Origin of the sequence: Burkholderia sp. BCC1644 (genome assembly GCF_902833225.1) — a bacterium.
Taxonomy (GTDB): domain Bacteria; phylum Pseudomonadota; class Gammaproteobacteria; order Burkholderiales; family Burkholderiaceae; genus Burkholderia.
In genome coordinates this window covers 153,759-174,613 of the sequence record NZ_CADFEI010000002.1, presented here as the reverse complement: position 1 = coordinate 174,613, position 20,855 = coordinate 153,759, and the positions used below count along the sequence as shown (strand labels likewise).

General features: G+C 66.4%; 16 protein-coding genes. 11 read left to right on the top strand and 5 right to left on the bottom strand.

Annotated elements, in window-relative coordinates; all coding sequences use genetic code 11:
• The first annotated feature begins 16 nt into the window (after positions 1-16).
• The 4 genes from HWX87_RS04100 (at position 17) to HWX87_RS04085 (ending at position 4,369) form a co-directional block, all read left to right on the top strand.
• Positions 17-844, top strand: coding sequence for an SPOR domain-containing protein (locus HWX87_RS04100; protein WP_176045914.1), 828 nt, complete (start codon positions 17-19; stop codon positions 842-844).
• A gap of 6 nt (positions 845-850) precedes the next feature.
• Positions 851-1,345 (top strand): CvpA family protein, encoded by a 495-nt coding sequence (locus tag HWX87_RS04095; RefSeq protein WP_027782633.1) that lies wholly within the window; start codon positions 851-853, stop codon positions 1,343-1,345.
• A 51-nt stretch (positions 1,346-1,396) separates the two neighbouring features.
• Complete coding sequence (purF, locus tag HWX87_RS04090) at positions 1,397-2,929, top strand: amidophosphoribosyltransferase (protein ID WP_166953638.1); 1,533 nt, start codon at positions 1,397-1,399, stop codon at positions 2,927-2,929.
• A 249-nt stretch (positions 2,930-3,178) separates the two neighbouring features.
• Positions 3,179-4,369 (top strand): O-succinylhomoserine sulfhydrylase, encoded by a 1,191-nt coding sequence (locus HWX87_RS04085; RefSeq protein ID WP_176045913.1) that lies wholly within the window; start codon positions 3,179-3,181, stop codon positions 4,367-4,369.
• A 122-nt stretch (positions 4,370-4,491) separates the two neighbouring features.
• Here HWX87_RS04085 and HWX87_RS04080 read toward each other — a convergent pair whose 3' ends face one another.
• From HWX87_RS04080 to HWX87_RS04070, 3 genes are read right to left on the bottom strand one after another with little or no spacing between them, the layout of a single operon-like run.
• Positions 4,492-5,448, bottom strand: a complete 957-nt coding sequence (locus tag HWX87_RS04080) for an NAD-dependent epimerase/dehydratase family protein (protein ID WP_176045912.1) — start codon at positions 5,446-5,448, stop codon at positions 4,492-4,494.
• On the bottom strand, positions 5,435-6,481 hold the full coding sequence (gmd, locus tag HWX87_RS04075; protein ID WP_176045911.1) for a GDP-mannose 4,6-dehydratase: 1,047 nt from the start codon (positions 6,479-6,481) through the stop codon (positions 5,435-5,437). The genes HWX87_RS04080 and gmd overlap by 14 nt, the downstream gene beginning before the upstream one ends.
• Before the next feature lie 35 nt (positions 6,482-6,516).
• On the bottom strand, positions 6,517-7,581 hold the full coding sequence (locus HWX87_RS04070; RefSeq protein ID WP_176045910.1) for an acyltransferase: 1,065 nt from the start codon (positions 7,579-7,581) through the stop codon (positions 6,517-6,519).
• Between the two features lie 492 nt (positions 7,582-8,073).
• Between HWX87_RS04070 and HWX87_RS04065 the strand changes: the two genes are divergently transcribed.
• From HWX87_RS04065 to HWX87_RS04055, 3 genes are read left to right on the top strand one after another with little or no spacing between them, the layout of a single operon-like run.
• A complete protein-coding gene (locus tag HWX87_RS04065) occupies positions 8,074-10,266 on the top strand; it encodes a hypothetical protein (RefSeq protein WP_176046335.1) in 2,193 nt (730 codons plus the stop codon).
• 26 nt (positions 10,267-10,292) lie between these two features.
• The gene (locus tag HWX87_RS04060; protein WP_176045909.1) at positions 10,293-11,759 is read left to right on the top strand and encodes a flippase; all 1,467 of its coding nucleotides are present in this window, start codon (positions 10,293-10,295) and stop codon (positions 11,757-11,759) included.
• The gene (locus tag HWX87_RS04055) at positions 11,756-14,221 is read left to right on the top strand and encodes a glycosyltransferase family 4 protein (protein ID WP_176045908.1); all 2,466 of its coding nucleotides are present in this window, start codon (positions 11,756-11,758) and stop codon (positions 14,219-14,221) included. The genes HWX87_RS04060 and HWX87_RS04055 overlap by 4 nt, the downstream gene beginning before the upstream one ends.
• A gap of 378 nt (positions 14,222-14,599) precedes the next feature.
• On the opposite strand, the gene HWX87_RS04050 is transcribed toward HWX87_RS04055, so the two are convergent.
• The gene (locus HWX87_RS04050; RefSeq protein ID WP_176045907.1) at positions 14,600-15,778 is read right to left on the bottom strand and encodes an acyltransferase; all 1,179 of its coding nucleotides are present in this window, start codon (positions 15,776-15,778) and stop codon (positions 14,600-14,602) included.
• A 216-nt stretch (positions 15,779-15,994) separates the two neighbouring features.
• On the opposite strand from HWX87_RS04050, the gene HWX87_RS04045 reads away from it, so the two are divergent.
• A complete protein-coding gene (locus HWX87_RS04045) occupies positions 15,995-16,138 on the top strand; it encodes a hypothetical protein (RefSeq protein ID WP_006479318.1) in 144 nt (47 codons plus the stop codon).
• Positions 16,139-16,367: 229 nt separating this feature from the next.
• On the top strand, positions 16,368-17,255 hold the full coding sequence (galU, locus tag HWX87_RS04040) for a UTP--glucose-1-phosphate uridylyltransferase GalU (RefSeq protein WP_034185830.1): 888 nt from the start codon (positions 16,368-16,370) through the stop codon (positions 17,253-17,255).
• 361 nt (positions 17,256-17,616) lie between these two features.
• Here the strand turns inward: galU and HWX87_RS04035 are convergent, their stop codons facing one another.
• Positions 17,617-18,738 (bottom strand): acyltransferase, encoded by a 1,122-nt coding sequence (locus tag HWX87_RS04035; RefSeq protein ID WP_176045906.1) that lies wholly within the window; start codon positions 18,736-18,738, stop codon positions 17,617-17,619.
• Between the two features lie 554 nt (positions 18,739-19,292).
• Between HWX87_RS04035 and HWX87_RS04030 the strand changes: the two genes are divergently transcribed.
• Complete coding sequence (locus HWX87_RS04030; protein ID WP_034185832.1) at positions 19,293-19,742, top strand: HU family DNA-binding protein; 450 nt, start codon at positions 19,293-19,295, stop codon at positions 19,740-19,742.
• Positions 19,743-20,037: 295 nt separating this feature from the next.
• Positions 20,038-20,829: an AadA family aminoglycoside 3''-O-nucleotidyltransferase gene (locus HWX87_RS04025; protein ID WP_176045905.1), complete on the top strand. Its 792-nt coding sequence runs from the start codon at positions 20,038-20,040 to the stop codon at positions 20,827-20,829.
• The last annotated feature ends 26 nt before the right edge of the window (positions 20,830-20,855 follow it).

Genomic DNA, 20,855 nt, shown 5'->3' with positions numbered 1-20,855 from the left:
TCGGACTCAGCCATTCATGGGAATTTTCTCCTTCGGCAAAAAAGACGACGACGCGCCCCCGCGGCGCGGCGGTCGCACCGGGACCTCCCGGAACGTGCGCACGGAGCGCACCACTGAACGCGTCGAGCGCCGCTCGCGCCGCACCGAGCGTCCGGAATCGGACGCGCTGCTCCTCGATCCGACCCTTCCAGAAAAGCAACGCGCACGCCGTCGCCTCGTCGGTGCGATCGCGCTCGTCGTGGCCGCCGTGATCGTGCTGCCGATGGTGCTCGATTCGCACCCGAAGCCTGTCACGGACGACATCGCGATCGACATCCCGAACCGGCCCGCGCACCAGGCGGTCGCGCCGCGTGATGACGATGCGTCCGACGTGCAGGCAGGCGTCGCGCATGACGAACCGCCGGCCTCCGACACGGCCGTTGTGGCCGCACCGGCGCCTGTGCCTGCGCCCGCACCCAAGCCGGCCGCGAAACCCGATACGACGGCCACGGCGAGCGTGACGCCGCCGAAGCCGGCCGCCCCCGTGGCGAAACCGGCTGCGCCGAAGCCTGCGCCCGCGACCGTCGCGAATGCCGACGCCGCGAGCCCGGACAGCGGTGACGCATCGTCGCCGGCATCGCCGGCCGGTGCGCGCTTCGCGGTGCAGCTCGGTTCGTTCAAGGACGACGCGACGGCCCGTTCGTGGGCCACCAAGTTGAAATCGGCGGGCGTGCCCGCATATGTCGAGCATCGCAAGCAGTCGGATGGCAGCACGGCTACACTGTTGCGTGCGGGCCCGTTCGCGGATCGCTCGGCGGCCTCCGCCGCGATCGCGAAGGTGCGCGAAGCCGGTCTGACGCAATAACGCACGATGCTGACGGCTTTCGACTACGCTGTATTGGCGGTGATCGTGTTGTCGGCGCTGCGCGGTGCGTGGCGCGGCTTCGTGTCGGAGATATTCGGGCTGATCGGCTGGATTGCGGCGATCGTGATCGCGGGCCGCTACGTCGGGCTGGTCGTGCCGTACATTCCGGCGAACTGGCCGGGTGGCGCGCTGACGCAATGGGTGATCGCCTTCGCGCTGCTCGTGATCGGCGTCGTGCTGGTCGCCGGTGTCGCCAACGCGCTGCTGTCGCGGATCGCGCAGGCAAGTGGCCTGGGCGGCGTCGACCGCTCGCTGGGCATGATGTTCGGGCTCGTCCGCGGCTGTGTGCTGGTGGTGCTGCTGGTCGCGGCGGCCGGGCTGACCGAACTGCCCAAACAGGATTTCTGGCGCAATGCGCTATTGCGTCCTTTCGCCGAACAGGGCGTGCACGAGCTGAAGCAGCTCCTGCCCGACGGCATGGCCCAGTACGTACGCGTGTGACGACGCGGCCGGGCAGGACGGAACCGATTTTGTCATTCTGAAGGACATGCCATGTGCGGCATCGTAGGCGTTATCTCCCAATCCCCGGTCAATCAGCTGATCTATGACAGCCTGCTGCTGCTGCAGCATCGCGGTCAGGACGCGGCGGGCATCGCGACGGTGGACGGCAGCAATTTCCACATGTACAAGGCGAACGGCATGGTGCGCGACGTGTTCCGCACGCGCAACATGCGCAGCCTGCCCGGCACCTACGGCATCGGCCAGGTGCGCTACCCGACGGCCGGTTCGGCATCGAGCGAGGCCGAAGCGCAACCGTTCTACGTGAACGCGCCGTTCGGGATCATCCTTGCACACAACGGCAACCTGACGAACTGGCAGCAACTGAAGGACGAGATGTTCCGGATCGATCGCCGGCACATCAACACCAATTCCGACAGCGAAGTGCTGCTCAACGTGTTCGCGCACGAGCTGCAACTGTCGACCACGGGCCTCGAGCTCGATCCCGCCTCGGTGTTCAAGGCCGTCTCGGGCGTGCATCGCCGCCTGCAGGGCTCGTATGCGATCGTGTCGCTGATCGCCGGCTACGGCCTGCTCGCGTTCCGCGACCCGTTCGGCATCCGCCCGCTGTGCATCGGCAAGCTCGAAACGGAACACGGCACCGAGTGGATGGTCGCGTCGGAGTCGGTGGCCGTCGAAGGCATCGGTTTCGAATTCGTGCGCGACGTGCAGCCGGGTGAAGCGATCTTCATCGATCCGGCCGGCAACTTCCACAGCCAGCAGTGCGCGGAGCAGCCGACGCTGAATCCGTGCATGTTCGAATACGTGTACCTCGCGCGTCCGGATTCGTGCCTCGACGGCGTGCCGGTCTACAACGTGCGCCTGCGCATGGGCGACTATCTCGCCGAGAAGATCAAGCGCGAGCTGCCGAACGTGCCGATCGACGTCGTGATGCCGATTCCCGATTCGTCGCGCCCGGCCGCGATGCAGGTCGCCGCGAAGCTCGGCGTCGAGTATCGCGAGGGCTTCTTCAAGAACCGCTACGTCGGCCGTACGTTCATCATGCCGGGGCAGGCCGTGCGCAAGAAGTCGGTGCGCCAGAAGCTCAACGCGATGAGCATCGAGTTCAAGGACAAGAACGTGCTGATCGTCGACGACTCGATCGTGCGCGGCACGACCTCGCATGAAATCGTGCAGATGGCGCGCGATGCGGGCGCGAAGTCGGTGATCTTCGCGTCGGCGGCACCGCCCGTGAAGTTCCCGAACGTGTACGGCATCGACATGCCGACGCGCGGCGAGCTCGTCGCACACGGCCGCACCGACGAAGAAGTCGCGAAGATGATCGGTGCCGACCACCTGATCTACCAGGACGTCGACGACCTGCGCCGCGCGGTGCGCGACATCAATCCGAAGCTCGAGCGCTTCGAGGCATCGTGCTTCGACGGCAACTACATCACCGGCGACGTGACGCCCGAGTATCTCGATGCGATCGAGCGCGCGCGTCTCGCGCCGGCGTCGCAGGCCGATCGCGATACGGCTGGCGACACCGAGCGTTCGCAGATGAACCTGCAACTGTCGGTCGAGTGACACCGGCGCACGCTTCCGGCGAGGCGTGATAGGATGTGGCCTTGCGTCGATTTGATATCAGCTTGCGGACGCGGGGCGACTTCCCAAAACAGCTAAAGCGAAGGCCGGTGGCAACCGGCCCGAGTCGATCGCTGTCGTACCGCACCTAAGCCCGCTGATGCAGACGCATAGCGGGCTTTTTGTTTTTTTTGCCCTGGTTTTGATCTGGCCTGCGCGACGCGCGCGGCCATCGGATACGGAAAACGGAACATGGACGACTCCCTCAACTTCGACACGCTTGCCGTGCGCGCAGGCACGCTGCGCAGCGACTTCAACGAGCACTCGGAAGCGCTGTTCCTCACGTCGAGCTTCTGCTTCCAGAGCGCGGCCGACGCGGCCGAGCGCTTCGCGAATTCGGAAGACTACTTCACCTATTCGCGCTTCACGAACCCGACCGTCACCATGTTCCAGGAGCGTCTCGCGGCGCTCGAGGGCGGCGAGGCCTGTATCGCGACGGCATCGGGGATGGCCGCGATCATGTCGGTCGTGATGTCCGCGCTGCAGGCGGGCGACCACCTCGTCAGCTCGCGCAGCCTGTTCGGCTCGACGCTCGGGATGTTCTCGCAGATCTTCAGCAAGTTCGGGATCACGACGACCTTCGTCGACCCGACCGACCTGAACGCATGGCAGGAAGCCGTGCGACCGGAAACGAAGATGTTCTTCCTCGAGACGCCGTCGAACCCGCTGACCGAACTCGCCGACATCGAGGCGATCGGCAAGATCGCGAAGGCCGCGAACGCGCTGTTCGTCGTCGACAACTGCTTCTGCAGCCCGGTGCTGCAGCAGCCGCTGAAGCTCGGCGCGGATGTCGTGATGCATTCGGCGACGAAATTCCTCGACGGCCAGGGCCGCGTGCTCGGCGGTGCGCTGGTCGGCTCGAAGGAATTCATCATGGGCAAGGTGTTCCCGTTCGTGCGCAGCGCGGGCCCGACGCTGTCGGCGTTCAACGCTTGGGTACTGCTGAAGGGGATGGAGACGCTGTCGCTGCGCGTCGAGAAGCAATCGGCGAACGCGCTGGAGATCGCGCGCTGGCTCGATTCGCACCCGGCCGTCGCGCGCGTGTTTCATCCGGGGCTGGAATCGCACCCGCAGCACGAACTCGCGAAGCGTCAGCAGAAGGCGGGCGGGGCGATCCTGTCGTTCGAGCTGAAGGGCGACACGCCCGAACAGCAGCGCGCGAATGCATGGCGCGTGATCGACAACACGAAGCTGATCTCGATCACCGGCAACCTCGGCGACACGCGTACGACCATTACGCATCCGGCGACCACCACGCACGGCCGCATCACGCCGGAAGCGCGTGCGGCAGCGGGGATCACCGAAGGGCTGATCCGCCTGTCGGTCGGCCTGGAGGATGCGGGCGACCTGCGCAAGGACCTCGCGCGCGGGCTGGAAGGCTGAGCGCGGCATGTCACGCATGTCGTGACGTGATGTGACGTGAAGATGGAAGAAGGGCCGTTCGCTTGCGCGAACGGCCCTTCTTTTTCGTGTCGATGAAGTCGCGCGGCCTGGCCGGTGCGAGATCAGTCAGGGTGCGTGTCGTTGCGCATCGCATCCACCATCCATCGCAGCGTTTCGTCGAGCGGCGTGACGGGAAGCTCGCCCACCGTGCGCCGCAGCTTGTCGCGTGACCCGGAGAGGCTCTTCACCTCGTTGTGCCGCACGAAACGCGGATCGATCGTCACGTCGATCACGTAACCGGCGATGCGCGACAGCATCGCCAGCACCTCCTTCAGCGAATACGCGCGCTCCGAGCACACGTTGAACGTCTCGCCGGCCGGCGCGGCTTCAACCAGCTTCAGATAGGCGGCCGTCACGTCGCGCACGTCGGAGAAATCGCGGCTCACGTCGAGGTTGCCGAGCGAGATCCGCGGCGCATTGCGCGCGTAGTGCGCGACGAGCTTCGGCAGCAGGTACGCGTCGCTCTGGCCGACACCCGTGTAGTTGAACGGCCGCGCGATCACGATCGGCAGCCGGTCGGCCCACAGCTTCGCCGCATATTCCATCGCGAGCTTGCTGACCGCGTAGTCGTTCGCCGGGGCCGGCGCGACGGTTTCGTCGAGCACGCCGGCCGTCGAATTGCCGTAGATGTTCGCACTGCTTGCCAGCAGCACCGCCGAAGGGCGGTGGTCGAGGCCCGCGAGTGCGGCCAGCAGGTTGCGCGTGCCGGCGATGTTGACCGCATAGGTTTGCGACGGCTCATCCTGTGCGACATGGGCGCGCGCGGCGAGATGCACGACCGCATCGGGCCGTGCGTCGGACGCGGCGGCGCGCATTGCATCGGCGTCCAGCAGGTCGACGGGCAGCAGCGTGCAGTGCTCGAACGCCGGATCGTCGGGGTGCGGCGCGCCGGGCGCGACCGTGCCCCAGACTTCATAGCCGGCCGCCTGCAGGCGTTCGGCCATGTAGCGGCCCGTGAAGCCCGTCAGGCCCGTGACGAACGCACGGCGCGACGGGCGTCCGGCTTCAGAACGTGTCATGGTGTTGATTCCGCGTCAAATCCGCTTCGACCATCATCTGGCAAAGTTGTTCGAGCGTCGTCTCCGGTACCCAGCCCAGCTTGGCTTTGGCCTTGTCCGCGCAGCCGATCAGCAGGTCGACCTCGGCAGGGCGGTAGAACTTCGGGTTCACCTGGACGAGCACGTTGCCGGTCGCCGCGTCGAGGCCGCGTTCCTGCTCGCCCTTGCCGGTCCATTCGATCTGGTAGCCGGCCGCCGCGAACGCCATCCGCACGAAGTCGCGCACGGTCTCGGTACGGTTGGTCGCCAGCACGTAGGTGTCGGGCTCGTCGGCCTGCAGCATGCGCCACATGCCTTCGACGTATTCGAGTGCAAAGCCCCAGTCGCGCTTCGCATCGAGGTTGCCGAGCTCGAGGCGTGTCGCCTTGCCGAGCTTGATCTTCGCGATCGTGTCGGTGATCTTGCGTGTGACGAACTCGCGGCCGCGCAGCGGCGACTCATGGTTGAACAGGATGCCGCTGCTGCCGAACAGGCCGTACGACTCGCGGTAGTTCACGGTCATCCAGTGCGCGTACAGCTTCGCGACACCGTACGGGCTGCGCGGATAGAAGGCGGTCGTTTCGGTCTGCGGAATCGCCTGCACCTTGCCGAACATCTCCGACGTCGATGCCTGGTAGAAGCGCGTCTTCGGGCTCACGACACGGATCGCCTCGAGCAGGTTCAGCGGGCCGATGCCGGTCACTTCGGCGGTCGTCGCCGGCTGGTCGAACGACACGCCGACGAAGCTTTGCGCGGCGAGGTTGTACAACTCGTCGGGCTGCGTGCGTTCGAGCAGGCGCAGGCTCGAGCCGGCGTCGGTCAGGTCGTGTTCGACGAGCGTGAGGTTCGGGTGCGTGTCGACGCCGAGCTCGGCGATGCGCCAGAAATTCACCGAGCTGGTGCGGCGGTAGGTGCCGGTGACCTCGTAGCCCTTGTCGAGCAGCAGCTTGGTCAGGTACGCACCGTCTTGACCCGAAATCCCGGTGATGATGGCCTTTTTACGAGTTTGGCTCATGGCGTTGTCCTGGTAGAAACGATGGATGGTGAAATTCAGGCGGTCGTGCCGGCGGCAGCCGGCAGCGCGCGGCGTGCGGGGCCGCGCGTCAGGCGCCGTTCGAAGCCGTACCAGCTCAGGGTCGCGTAGGCGAGCGTGATCGCCAGCGCGAGCGCGGCCGTGACGAAGCGGTTCAGGTGCAGCGGCCAGAGCGCGTACAGCACGCTCAGGTGGATCAGGTACACGGTGTAGCTGACGGTGCCGACGTAGACGAGCATCGGGTTGGTCAGCACGCGTTGCACGAGGCCGCGGCCGCGCAGCGCGATCACGACGATCGACGTGCACAGCAGCAGCGAGATGCTGTAGAGCGCCGCATTCGACAGCGGCGTGTTGGCGGCGCGGAAGCGCGGGAACGACAGGTGCAGCCAGCCGAGGATCGCGAGCGACACGAGCGCGCCGACGATCGCGAGCGGGTAGAACGGCTCCAGCGCGCGCCGGTCGCGGCGCAGCACGATCGCGAGCAGTGCGCCGGCCGCGAGCAGGTCCATCCGGAACGGCGTCAGGTAGTAGATCGGCCAGAACGAGTCGAACCACGGCGTCGCGATCGCGCGCAGCACGGGGGCTGCCACGACCAGCGCGGCGGCGACCCACAGCAGCGCACGCTCCGAGCACCACAGCACGACGAACGGCCAGAAGATATAAAACTGCTCCTCGACCGCGAGCGACCACAGCACGTTCAGGCTGTCGTGGCCGATGCTGCCGAGCGACAGCCCGATGTTGGTCGAGAAAAACGCAAACCACGGCCAGTGCGGCAGCCAGCTCGCGCCGAACAGGATCGTCGACACCACCAGCAGCAGCACGTACGGCGGCAGGATGCGGCGCACGCGGCGCGCATAGAAGTGGCTGAAGTACGACTGCCCGCGCGCCTTGCGATCGAGCAGGATGCCGGTGATCAGCAGGCCGCTCAGCACGAAGAACAGGTCGACGCCCATCCACAGCGGCGCTTTCAGCGCGTGCTGCAGGAACACGGCGCCCACCGCGATCGCGCGCAGCCCGTCGAGTTGCACGATGCGGCCGTGTTGCGGCGGGGTCAGGTCAGCGGGGCGCGAGATGCCCGTCATCGCGCCGCTCCTTCGCGACGCGTGGCGGGGGCCGCGGCGTGTCGCACATCCGATGCGTGAACGTAATGCATGCCTTTAAATGAAATATCGAGTCGAAATCGATTCTAGGGAAAAGAAATCGGCAAAAAAACGCGCGTCATTTATCTGACGGAAAACATTCAAATGCCGATTATTCCGGTCGCGAAATGAAAGGTTGACGCCCGGACAGCCGCGACAGGCGGTGCGGAGCGGCATTTTCTACGCGATGCCGAGCGAGATGCGGTCGTTATTGCCGTTTTCCGATGCGATTTTATGCCTGCTCCGGTTCGATATTTCAGGCAGAAACATCCCCAAATATTTCCAAATTTCTTGTGATTATTTTTGCTTGTAACCTGCATCGCGACGTTTGAAACCCATTAAGCGACAGGGCGCGCCGGCGGCAGTCCGCGGCGACGCCGGTCGCTGTTGCATCAAGTCTGGAGAAGCGCATTGCGACGTCTGATTCTGGTAGGCATGACGCTAGGCGCGGCGCTGCTGACGAGCGCCGCGCCGGCCGAAACGGTGTTGCCCGCGACGACGTCGTGGATCGGCAACACGTTCGGCTATGGAGACGGCAGCTGGACGCAGATCGACATCCGCGCGATTGCGGTGACGCCTGAAGGCAAGGTGTATACGAACGCGCCGTGGGACGAGAGCGGCGCCGAGGCGAGCGTCTACCAGGACGGGAAGATGCTCGGTTTCGCCGGCGGCACGCACGGTTGGGGCAATCTCGGCGGCAACGCGATCGCCGTGAACAGCAAGTACGCGTATGTCGCGATCGGGGTCGGCAACGAGCGCGGTCACCTGCAGTCGCCGGGCATCTGGCCGGACAAGGGCAAGCAGTGGTTCGGCATCTCGCGGCGCACGATCGGCGACATGAAGCAGCCCGCGCCGTTTCGCGCGTCGCCGCAGGTCGCACCGGGCGGGCGCGCCGATGCCGGCCGCGCGCGGATGGCCGCGAGCTTCATGATGATGAACGAGGTGCCGGCCCCCGCGCGCTCGGAAGTGGGCGAGGCGAAGGCGGAAGTGGGCGGCCTCGCGGCCGACGACAAGACGCTGTTCGCGACGAATCCGTCGCGCGACGTCGTGGATGTCTACGACGCCGAGACGATGCAGCAGAAGGGAACGTGGAGCGCGCACGAGCCGGGCCGCATCGCGCTCGCGGGTGACGGCACGCTGTGGCTGCTGACCGATACGCTGAGCGGGCCCGCGCATCTCGTGCACGTGCGGGCCGACGGCCGCAAGCTCGACGACGCGCCCGCGCTGCCGGAAGGCACCGACGCGGTGGATGTGGCGGTCGACGCGAAAGGGCGCGTGCTCGTCGCGGACAACGGGCCGCGCCAGCAGATCCTGATTTTCTCGAAAGGCGGCAAGGGCTATGCGCAGTCGGGCACGTTCGGCGAGCGCGGCGGCATCTTCGCGGGCCCCGTGCCGGGGCGGCCGGGGCCGCAGCGCTTCAACGGGCTGACGGGCGTCGGCGTCGACCGCGCGGGCAACATCTATGTGTCGATGAACGGCATCGGGCCGCGCCACGACACGATCGGCGCCGGGCTCGGCGCGGTGCTCGAAAGCTACACGCCGGACGGCAAGCCGCGCTGGCAGGTGCAGGGGCTGCTGTTCGTCGACGGCGCGTGGCTCGACCCCGCGCGGCCGAACAGCGTGTACACGGGCAACAAGCGCTTCGAGCTCGACCTGTCGAAGCCGCCGGGCCAGGACTGGAAATACGTCGGCTTCCTGTCGAACCGCTTCAAGTATCCGGACGACCCGGTGTTCCATACCGACCAGTGGCCGGGCATGCCGATCGCGCGTCGCCTGGACGGCCGCACGTTCCTGTACCTGACCGACATGTACGCCGATCACCTGAAGATCTACCGCTTCGACGCGAAGCGCGACGGCGAGGTCGCGATTCCGTCGGGCCTGATCGCGGGCCGTGCGCGGCCGGTCGACAAGGTGCCGAACAAGCCGCCGGGCGGCGACTGGCTGTGGCGCGACGCGAACGGCAACGGCCGGATCGATGCCGACGAGGCCGAGATCAACACGACCGGCAAGGCGAAGGCGGGCGGCTGGGGCTGGTGGGTCGACACCAAGGGCGACATCTGGCGCACGAGCGACGTGCGTGGCATCCACCGCTTCCAGTATGGCGGCGTCGACAAGGCCGGCAACCCGATCTACTCGTACGACAAGGTCACGACCTACCCGATGCCGCAGCCGTTCACGCAGCTGCGCCGCGCGATCTACGAGCCGCAGACCGACACGCTGTACGTGACCGGCTACACGGCCGACGCGCCGCCGCAGCCGGGCATCAACAAGGAAGTGGGACGTGTGCTGATCCGCTTCGACAAGTGGTCGACGGGCTCGCCGGTCGTGCGCTACCAGGTGGCGCTGCCGTGGAAGCTCGATGCGAAGCCGATCTTCGACCTGATCGGGATCACGGTCGAGGGCCGCTACATCTTCACCGTGGAGCCGGTCGGCAAGATCCACGTGTACGACAAGGACACCGGCAAGGAAGTGGGCGTGATGAGCCCGGGCACCGAGGTCGGCAAGGCATCCGGCTGGGTCGACGTGCCGTTCGGCATCAGCGTATTCCGGCGCGAGAACGGCGAATACCTCGTGTTCGTCGAGGAAGACGCGCGCGGCAAGGTGCTGATGTATCGCTGGAAACCGTGACGGACGACGTCACTCAAGGCAGAAGCATGGACAAAGGCATACTCAAGAACGTTTCGATCAACTTCGTCGGGCTGATCCTGCCGACCTTCGTGTCGCTGGTGACGGTGCCCGCCTATATCCACGCGCTCGGCGTCGAGCGCTATGGCGTCGTCAGCCTCGTGTGGACGCTGATCGGCTATTTCGGGATCCTCGATCTCGGGATGAGCATGGCCGCGCAGAACCACATCTCGAAGGCGCTCGCGAGCGGCAACGCCGACGAAAGCGCACGCGTGTTCTGGAGCGCGTTCTGGCTGAACCTCGGCACCGGCATCGTGGGCGGGCTGCTGATCTATTTCGGCGCGTTCATCTACACCGCGTATTTCACGAAGGTCTCGGCGGCGATGCAGCACGAGGTGTATCTCGCGCTGCCGTGGCTCGCGCTCGCGATTCCGCTCGCGAACGTGTCGTGGGTGTTCGCCGGCGCGATCAACGGCGCCGAGCGGTTCGGCGTGTTCAACACGAACCAGACGATCGGCACGTTCCTGTTCCAGTTGCTGCCGCTCGCCGCCGCATGGTGGATCGCGCCGAACCTGCAGACGGTGCTTGCCGCGGCCGTCGTCGCGCGCCTGATCGCGGCGGTGATGCTCGGCCACGCCAGCATCAAGGTGCTCGGGATCCGGCGCATCGATCCGCCGCAGTGGGGCACCGCGAAAGGGCTGTTCAACTTCGGCGGCTGGATGCTGATCGCGAGCACCACGAGCATGATCGCCGACACGCTCGACCGCGTGATGCTCGGCGCCGGCATGGGGGCGAAGTTCGTGACCTACTACACGGTGCCGCAGAACCTCGTCACGCGCCTGAACATGCTGCCGAACGCGCTCGTGCGCACGCTGTTCCCGCGCCTGTCGGCAGTGGGCCGCGACCACGCGGACACGCTCGCGCGCCAGTCGCTCGAATTCCTGAACGGCGTGTTCACGCCGGTCGGCATCGTCGCGATCTTCGCGCTCGCGCCGTTCCTCACGCTGTGGGTCGGCCCGGATCTCGCCGCGCATTCGGCGCCGGTCGGCCGCGTGCTGGTGATCAGCGTGTGGCTCGTCGGGCAGGCGAGCGTCACGCGGATCCTGATCCAGTCGCAGGTCAATCCGGCCCGCGCGGCGTTTGCCGGGCTCGTCCAGATGCCGTTCTTCGTCGGCGGCCTGTGGTTCGGCATCCATCACTTCGGACTGGTCGGCGCGGCGGTGGTCGTCGCGGCGCGCGCGTTCGTCGACTACGGCGTGCTGCTGTACCTGTCGGCGATCCGGATGCGCGCGATCGTGCTCGACATGCTCGCGCACCTCGCGTTCCTGCTGGCGAGCCTGTTCCTGGCGCAGGCATGGCCGGGGCTCGGCGAGTCGATCGGCATGTGCGCGATCGTGCTCGTACTGAACGTCGCGTGGTCGTTCACGATGACGCCGGGGCTGCGCGCACTCGTGCGCGACCTGTTTGTCCGTCTCAATGCGAGGAAAACCATATGAATCGCGATCTGGCGGAACACGCCGTATTGAATCTCGCCACGGCCGATGCCGCCGCGGCCGAAGCCGGCGATCTCGCCGCGCTGCGCCGGCCCGTACCGGCCGGGCGCGCCAGCGCGCGGCAGCCGTCGCGCGCGCTGCGCGTGGCGATCGTCCACGACTGGCTCGTCACCTATGCCGGTGCCGAGCGCGTGCTCGAGCAGATCGTCGCGTGCTTTCCCGACGCCGACCTGTTCAGCCTCGTCGATTTCCTCGACGACCGCGCGTTCGTGCGCGGCAAGCCGGTGACGACGTCGTTCATCCAGAAGCTGCCGTTCGCGCGTACCAAGTACCGCAGTTACCTGCCACTGATGCCGCTCGCGATCGAGCAGCTCGACGTGTCCGAGTACGACCTCGTGATCTCGAGCAGCCATGCGGTCGCGAAGGGCGTGCTGACGGGGCCGGACCAGGTGCACATCAGCTACGTGCATTCGCCGATCCGCTATGCGTGGGATCTGCAGCACCAGTATCTGGAACAGTCGAACCTCACGCGCGGGCCGAAATCGCTGCTCGCGCGGATGATCCTGCACTACATCCGCAACTGGGACACGCGCACCGCGAACGCGGTGGACGGTTTCGTCGCGAACTCCGCGTTCATCGCGCGGCGCATCAAGAAGGTCTACCACCGCGACGCGGCGGTGATCTTCCCGCCGGTCGACGTCGACGCGTTTTCGCTGAACGCCGAGAAGGACGATTTCTACCTGACCGCGTCGCGGATGGTGCCGTACAAGAAGATCGACCTGATCGTCGAGGCGTTCTCGAAGACGCCCGAGCGCAAGCTCGTCGTGATCGGCGACGGCCCCGAGATGCAGAAGATCCGCGCGAAGGCCGGCCCGAACGTCGAGATCATGGGCTATCAGCCGTTCGCGGTGCTGCACGACCGGATGCGACGCGCGAAGGCGTTCGTGTTCGCGGCCGAGGAGGATTTCGGGATCTCGGTCGTCGAGGCGCAGGCCTGCGGCACGCCGGTGATCGCCTACGGCAAGGGCGGTGCGCTCGAAACCGTGCTCGACCCGCAATCGGACCTGAACCCGACCGGGCTGTTCTTCGACGAACAGACGCCGCACGCGATCGTCGCAGCCGTCGACGATTTCGAACGCGCGCCGCAGCGCTTCACGCCGACTGCCTGCCGTACGAACGCGGAGCGGTTTTCCGCCGATACGTTCCGGCGGCGCTTCCTCGATTATGTAGAGGCCGCGCTGCCCGGCTCGACCGCGCAGCGCGGCACGGCGATCGCGCCGATGCCGGCCGCGCGCGGTCCCGCGACGCTCGTGCTCGACCAGAGCGGTGTGCTCGGCGGCGCCGAGCTGTCGCTGCTCGAGATCATGAAGCACATGCGCGCGAACGCCGACGTGCTGCTGTTCGACGACGGCCCGTTCCGCGCGGCGCTCGACGAGATCGGCGCGCGCGTCGACGTGGTCGACCAGGGCGCGCTGGCGGGTGTGCGCAAGCAGGGCGGCGTGTCGCTCGGCGCGGTGAAGCAGCTCGTGCGGCTGGTGCGCGATGTCGCGCGCCGCGCACGCCGTGCCGAAGTGATCTACGCGAACACGCAGCGCGCGATGGTGGTCGCCGCGCTGGCCGGGCGGCTCGCGCGCAAGCCGGTGGTCTGGCATCTGCGCGACATCGTCAGCACCGACCATTTCGGCAGCAAGCAGTTGCTCGCGATCAAGTACTGCGCGCGGTTTGGCGTCACGCGCGTGATCGCGAACTCCGACGCATCCGCGCAGGCGTTCCGTACGCTGACGGGCTTCACGCCGCAGCACGTCGACGTCGTGTTCAACGGCATTTCGGCCGAGCCGTTCGATGCGCTGGAAGGCGTCAGCCAGGCCGCGCTGCGCGCGCGCCTCGGGTTGCCCGAGCACGCGTGGCTCGTCGGTTCGTTCAGCCGTCTCGCACGCTGGAAGGGGCAGCACGTGCTGCTGGAGGCGGCTGCACGGCATCCCGACATGCACGTGGTGCTGGTCGGCGCGCCGCTGTTCGGCGAGGACGAATACGCGGCGCAGCTGCACGAGTACGTCGCGCGACACGGGATGGACGACCGCGTGCATTTCCTCGGGTTCCAGCGCGACGTGGCCGCCTGCATGACGGCGGTCGACGTCGTCGCGCATACGTCGATCACGCCGGAGCCGTTCGGGCGCGTGATCGTCGAAGGGATGCTCGCGCGCCGGCCGGTCGTTGCGGCCCGCGCGGGCGGCGTCGTCGAGATCATCGAGGACGGCGACAACGGGCTGCTCTGCGAGCCGGGCGATGCGACCGCGCTGGCCAACGCGCTGGATGCGCTGAAGCGCGACGGTGCGCTGCGCGAGCGGCTCGTCGCGAGCGGGCGCGCGACGGCGGTGCGACGGTTCGGCACCGAGACCTATGTGGAGCGCGTCGAGAAGATCCTCTCGGATACGGCGAAGGCCGCGAAGGCCAGGAAGCAGTAGCCGTCGCCGGCGTGCGCCGGCGGGAAACGAGCCCTCACGCGGCGAAGCGCCGCGTGGGGGCTTTGCTTTTCAGGGTGCCTGGTTTGTCGGGCGAATGGCAGGCAGGGCGGTTCGCGCGGTGCGGGCGGTGTGTGCGGTGCGAGGTGTGCGGTGCGAGATCGACCGGTCGCGTTTCGATGGCGATCGTGAAGCGACAACCCGCGCCGGGGCAGCCACATGGCGGAAACCGGCCGGAGGCGGCCCACGCGGGCCGTAGCGCCGTCGGACGGCAGCGGGCTGCGCATCCCCGCGCAACCCGGCATGCAACCGCGTGCAGGCCATGAAAAAGCCCCCGCACGGCCAACACCGCACGGGGGCTTCGACACCCTGCCGATCGCGTCAGACGGCCCGTTCGGGCGCCGGCGCGACGACGCGAGCCGGGCGCGCCGGCTTGAAGCTGGCCGACCACATCATCGCCGGCCGTTCGAACATCCGGTAGAACAGGTACGCGACGGGGATCGCGGCGGCCATGAACGCGAGCGACGGCCAGATCGACAGTTGCAGTTCGGAGTGGAACAGCACCGAGCCGAGGCAGACGAACAGCGGCAGGTGGACGAGGTACAGCGAGTAGCTGAAGTCGCCGAACCAGCTCAGCACGCGCAGCGGCGGCGTCGGGCGCGGCGGGCGGGCGAGCGCACGGTACAGGAAGCACGCGAAGCCGGCCGACCACAGCTGGAATGCACCGTACTGGCCGAAATGGAACGCGCCGCAGCCGGCGGCCAGCAGCACGGCGGCCGCGACGTACCACGCACGCGACGGCACGGGGGCGGCCGCGCCGCGCGCCTGCTGCGCACGCACGTCGGCGATCCACGCGCCGATCGTCCAGGACAGCCAGTACGACGTGAAGAACTGCAGGTCGTGCCGCTCGAGCAGCCACGCCGACGCGACGTTGACGAGCGCGATCGCGGCCACGACGGCCGGCATGCCGATGCGCCGGCGCAGCGCGAACAGCAGCGGGTAGATCGCGTAGAACTGCACCTCGAGCGACAGCGTCCACAGCGCGCCGTTCGACCCGTACGTGTAGCCGGCCATGCCTTGCAGCGAGAACAGGTTCACGAGGAACGCGACGATGCCGACGTCGCGGATCTTGTGGCTGACGGGCTCGATCTGCAGGCTGACCGAGTCGAGCGCGAGCGTGAACAGCAGCGCGGCGAGCAGCACCGGGTAGATGCGCGCGAACCGGCGCACCCAGAAGTTCGGCGCGTCGAGCCGGTACGCGGGATTGGCCGCGAGCTTGAGCGCCGCGTTGCGGTGGATGCAGTAGCCGCTGATCACGAAGAAGATCGGCACGCCGGCGGAGCCCCACGCGAACGGGAAGGTCAGGTAGCCGGCGATCACGCTCGGGTTCAGCGCATGACCGTAAGCCTGATGGAAGCTCTGCATGCCGACCCAGACGACCTGCCGGCAGTGGAAATAGGCGACGAGCAGCGCCGCGAAGCCGCGCATCGCGTCGATCACGTGTTCCTTGTGATCGGCGACGGGCGGCGCGGTCAGAGACGATCCGCTGAAAGCTTGCATGCGATTCGATTCCTTGCGACGGATGGAGGGGATGTTTCATCCAATCGTAATGCGCAAGAATTCGATCAATGAATAAAAAAATCTCACCCGGAAATAACGGTATTCCACATGATGGGTTTATTCCGGTCTGAAAGCGGTTCCGCGGGCGCGTCAATTATTTACCGATTTTTTTCTGATAGTTTGAAGCTCCAGTTGATTGATGCAAGGAGCGGCAAGATGGACATGCATTGGATCGCGAGCGCTGCAGTACTGCTGGTCATGGCCGTGCTGTCGGCGTACCGCGAGGCGCTGAAGAACGAACCGATTCGCCCGGGTCTCGAACGGGGCGGCGTGCCCTATATCGAGGAATTCGAATCGTAAGAATTTGTATCCGGAAAATCGGTAATTTGTTTCTGCCTCGGCACTCGGTCCGGCAATATCGACCGAATGGAAGGGATTATATTTTTTTCGGAATCATTGGGCAATCGTCCATATCGATAATGAGCGGAGTGGAATTGGCAGTACCGTCGATTCTCGATATGCCGTTCGGAACACAATCGCGCCGGGTCGCTGGTCGACGCGGCGCAGTCAACGCAATCAGGATGCGAACATGTTGAAAGTCACCAAGGCCGTGTTCCCCGTTGCCGGTCTCGGCACGCGGTTCCTCCCGGCAACGAAGGCGAGCCCGAAGGAGATGTTGCCCGTCGTCGACAAGCCGCTGATTCAGTACGCGGTCGAGGAAGCGATCAACGCCGGTATCACCGAGATGATCTTCGTCACCGGGCGCAGCAAGCGTGCGATCGAGGATCACTTCGACAAGTCGTACGAGATCGAGGCCGAACTCGAGGCGCGCGGCAAGGAAAAGCTGCTGGAACTCGTGCGCGGCATCAAGCCGAGCAACGTCAACTGCTTCTACGTGCGCCAGCCGGAAGCGCTCGGCCTCGGCCATGCGGTGCTGTGCGCGGAGAAGCTCGTGCACGGCGAGCCGTTCGCGGTGATCCTCGCCGACGACTTGCTGCACGGCGAGCAGCCGGTGCTCAAGCAGCTCGTCGACGTGTTCGACCACTATCACAGCTCGGTGATCGGCGTCGAGACGATCGCGCGCGAGGACAGCCGCTCGTACGGCGTCGTCGAAGGCCGCGAATGGGAAGAGGACGTCATCAAGCTGTCGGGCATCATCGAGAAGCCGGCGCCCGAAGATGCGCCGTCGAATCTCGGCGTGGTCGGCCGCTACGTGTTCATGCCGACGATCTTCGATCATCTGCGCAAGCTCAAGCCGGGCGCTGGTGGCGAACTGCAGCTGACCGATGCGGTCCAGTCGCTGCTCGCGAACGAGCAGGTGCTCGCGTATCGCTACTTCGGCACGCGCTTCGACTGCGGCAGCAAGATCGGCTATCTCAAGGCAACCGTCGAGCTCGCGCTCCAGCATCCGGAAGTGAGCCGCGAGTTCGAGGCATACCTGCGTACCTGCCTGCCCGCGCTGGCTGCCGTCGCATAAGCAGCTGCGCGCTCCGTTGTTTCAGGTGGTGGTTGTTCCGTTGGCCCCGGCCGCTCAGGCGCCGGGGCTTTTTTGCATCCGCGCGTGCGCGATCGTGGTGCGCGCAGCCGCTGTTTCGCGCCGGATTCGAGCGTTGGGCGGGGTGCCGGGTGAGGCGGCGTGTTGCGCGTGAAACCGGTGCCGAAGCGCTGGCCGGGGCGAGTGCATCGGCGGTTTCGTTGGCGTGACGTGCGTTGATGTACGTTGGCGTGCGTGCCGGCGCCGGGCCCGCCGGCGTCGCGCGATGCAGTCGCGCCGCTCGCCGGGCAGCGCGAAGAGCGTGTCGCCTTTCCTTTGGGTCGGGTGCGCGTCTGCGTGACGCTCAGCGCGGCGACGACGTGCTCGGCTGCGTGGCGAAGTGCCGGGCGAGCATCGTGGCGATCGGTTTCTTGAAGTCGAGCAGCCGCTTTTCGAGATAGCGCCAGGACAGGTGCGCAAGCAGGACGGCGAGCGCGAATTGCAGCATCTCGGGCAGCGCTTCGCCGACGAATTCCGGCATCGGCACATGCGCGAAGGATGCGGGCAGCATGCCGAAGCGCGTCGGAATCAGGTTGTGGAACAGGTAGAAGCCGTAGCTGATCGTGCCGAGATAGACGAGCGGGCCCCAGTCGAGCAGCGCGACGACCGGATGCTCGGGTTCGCTGACGATCCACAGCATCAGTGCGCCGAGCGACGCGGACAGGCCGAGATCCGCGAGCCCCGCGACCGCGTCGGGCAGCGTCGTGCACGCAGGCAGCGCGAGGAAGAACACGACGCCTGCCGCGCCGAGCCAGCCGGGCGGAACGCGTCGCACGGCGGCCGCACCGCGATCGGCGAGCGCCATCGCGCCGACGCCGCCGAGCGCGATCAGTGCGAAATTCCACGGGGAAAACGCGTAGATCAGTACCGGCGATGCATCGGACAGGTAGAGCGCGAGATGCGCGATCGCGCACAGCGCGACGGCCGCGATGCCGAGCGCGACGTGTCGTGCGGCAGGCACCGCGAGCAGCGCGAGCGGTGCGATCAGATAGAACTGCTGTTCAACCGCGAGGCTCCAGAAGTGCGACGTGGAGCCCGGCCAGCCGTCCTTTACGACGCCGATCCAGTAGTTCGACAGGAACACCGCATGCCACGCGAGCCCGAGGTTGACGCCGCGCTGGTAGAACAGCGCGTGCGCGATCGCGAGCGCGGCGAGCAGCAGGTAGTACACGGGAAAGATCCGCAGCGCGCGCTTCGCGAGGAACAGCGCGAACGCGTGGCGGCGCGTCATGGTGCCGCACTCGACGGCCTGGCGGTTGCGATGCAGTTCGCCGACGATCAGGAATCCGCTGATGAGGAAAAACGTCCACACACCAAGCTTGCCGACGTCGACGGCAAGGACGTGGCCCTTGTGGGACAGGAAAACGAGGATGACGGCGAGGGCTCGCAGGCCGTCGAGTCCTTTGACGTATCTGGCTTCGCGCATGGAGGCATCCGGGCATTGAGCGAGCCCAGTATAGGTGCGCAAATATCGAACGTAATTCGCGTTCGGGCTCGTTTGGACGCGTACGTAAAGGCGTTTTTCGATGTGAGGGTCTGTTTACGCATGGAACGCACATGCGAATGCCCGAAATCGCGCGCAGGGCAAGGAGTGAGGAGCGCCGTTTGGCCGAGCCAAACAAGCGACGAGCGACGCCGCCATGCGCGCGATTTCGGGCATTCCCGTGGAATGTATTTTTAAAATTTGGGGTTGCCACGAGAACGGCCGCTCGCTGCGTTGCGCTCCTTGCGAATACGTCCAGTATTCGCTGCGTCGCGCGCCTTGCGAGCGGCCGTTCTCGTGGCAACGCATGTACGTTCCATGCGTAAACAGACCCTCAAGCGCCGATGAAGTCGGTCGCGCGCAACAAAACCTGCGGGAAACCCCGCGAAAACGCATAAAAGTACTGCACGAAGCGTCAAGGCGCTTGTAGAATCCGGCGTTGAAGCGCGCGCGTTGCACGCTTCGTGTATCCAACGACCACACCTGGTAGGAGAAACATGGCGACTTCCGCAAAAAAGGTGGCCAAGAAGGCTGCCGCACCGGCCACCAAGAAAGTGGCTGCAAAAAAGGCTGCGCCCGCGAAGAAAGTAGTGGCCAAGAAGGCTGTCGCGAAGGCAGCACCGGCTGCTCCGACGCCGCTGAAGGACAAGTTCACGAAGGCATCGCTCGCAACGCACATCGCTGAGCGCGCAGCTGTCGAAGTGAAGGCGGTCAAGGCAGTGCTCGCCGCACTCGAGAACGTCGTGCTGGGCTCGGTCCACAAGAAGGGCGCAGGCGAATTCACGCTGCCGGGTCTGCTGAAGATCACGGCACAAGTCGTGCCGGCGAAGAAGAAGCGCTTCGGCAAGGATCCGTTCTCGGGCGAAGAGCGTTGGTTCCCGGCGAAGCCGGCCAGCGTGCGCGTGAAGGCACGTGCGCTGAAGAAGCTGAAGGACGCGGCAGCGTAATGCCGCGCAACGACTGCCGAATACATGTCGGCAGCCGTTGCGGAGTCCTGCGATCCCCGTACGCGAAAGCGTGCGGGGATTTTTATTGCGCCGCGCAAATCGCGCGGCAGCGAAGCGGCAGTGCGGCGACGCTGGGCAGCACGACGCGCGAGGTGCAACGCATCGCATGCCGTCCATGCGCGATGCCGAACGGTGAACTGCAAACCGCAGTTGCGCGGGACGCGGTTCCGCCGCAGCCCGGCGCACGCGTCGCGCCCGCGACGCCCGTTGCCTGTTCATCGCAAGGCCCGCCGTCGTGACTGAATTCATCCCGGACGAAATCGCCGTACAGGTCGCTGCCGCACGCACTGCAATCGAGCGGCATTTCGGCGCGACGCTGGAAGCCATCCACCTGTTCGGATCGGCGCTCGACGGCGGATTGAAACCGCGCAGCGACATCGACTTGCTGGTGACGGTGACGGCGCGACCCGACGAAGCGGTGCGGCATGCGTTGATGCGCGATCTGCTCGCCGTGTCGGCGCCGCCGGGTGGTGCAGGCGGCATGCGCGCACTGGAGATCACCGTCGTCGCGCACGGCGACGTGATGCCGTGGCGTCATCCGGCGCGGCGCGAACTGCAGTTCGGCGAGTGGCTGCGCCGCGATCTCGAGGTGGGCATCGTCGAACCGCCGCTCGTCGATCACGATCTGGCCATCCTGTTGACGAAGGCGCGGCAGCACAGCATCGCGTTGTTCGGGCTGCCTGCGTCCGCGCTGTTCGAGCCGGTGCCCGCGCGCGATTTCGTCGTCGCGCTGCTCGCGACCGTTGCGCAATGGAACGCCGAACCGGACTGGCGCGGCGACGAGTGCAACGTGGTGCTCGCGCTCGCGCGCATCTGGTACAGCGCCGCGACCGGCACGATTGCACCCAAGGACGTCGCCGCGGCATGGGTGCTGGCGCGTCTGCCTCACGCGCATCGGCCGGTGGTGGCAGCCGCGCGCGACGCCTATCTGGATGGCGACGCGGGCGCGGCAATCCTGTCCGGCGAGCCGCTCGCCGCCTTCATCGGCTACGCGCGGCGAACCGTCGAATCGATGCTGCGGGCGTAGCGGCGGATACCGGGCGCGTGATCGGC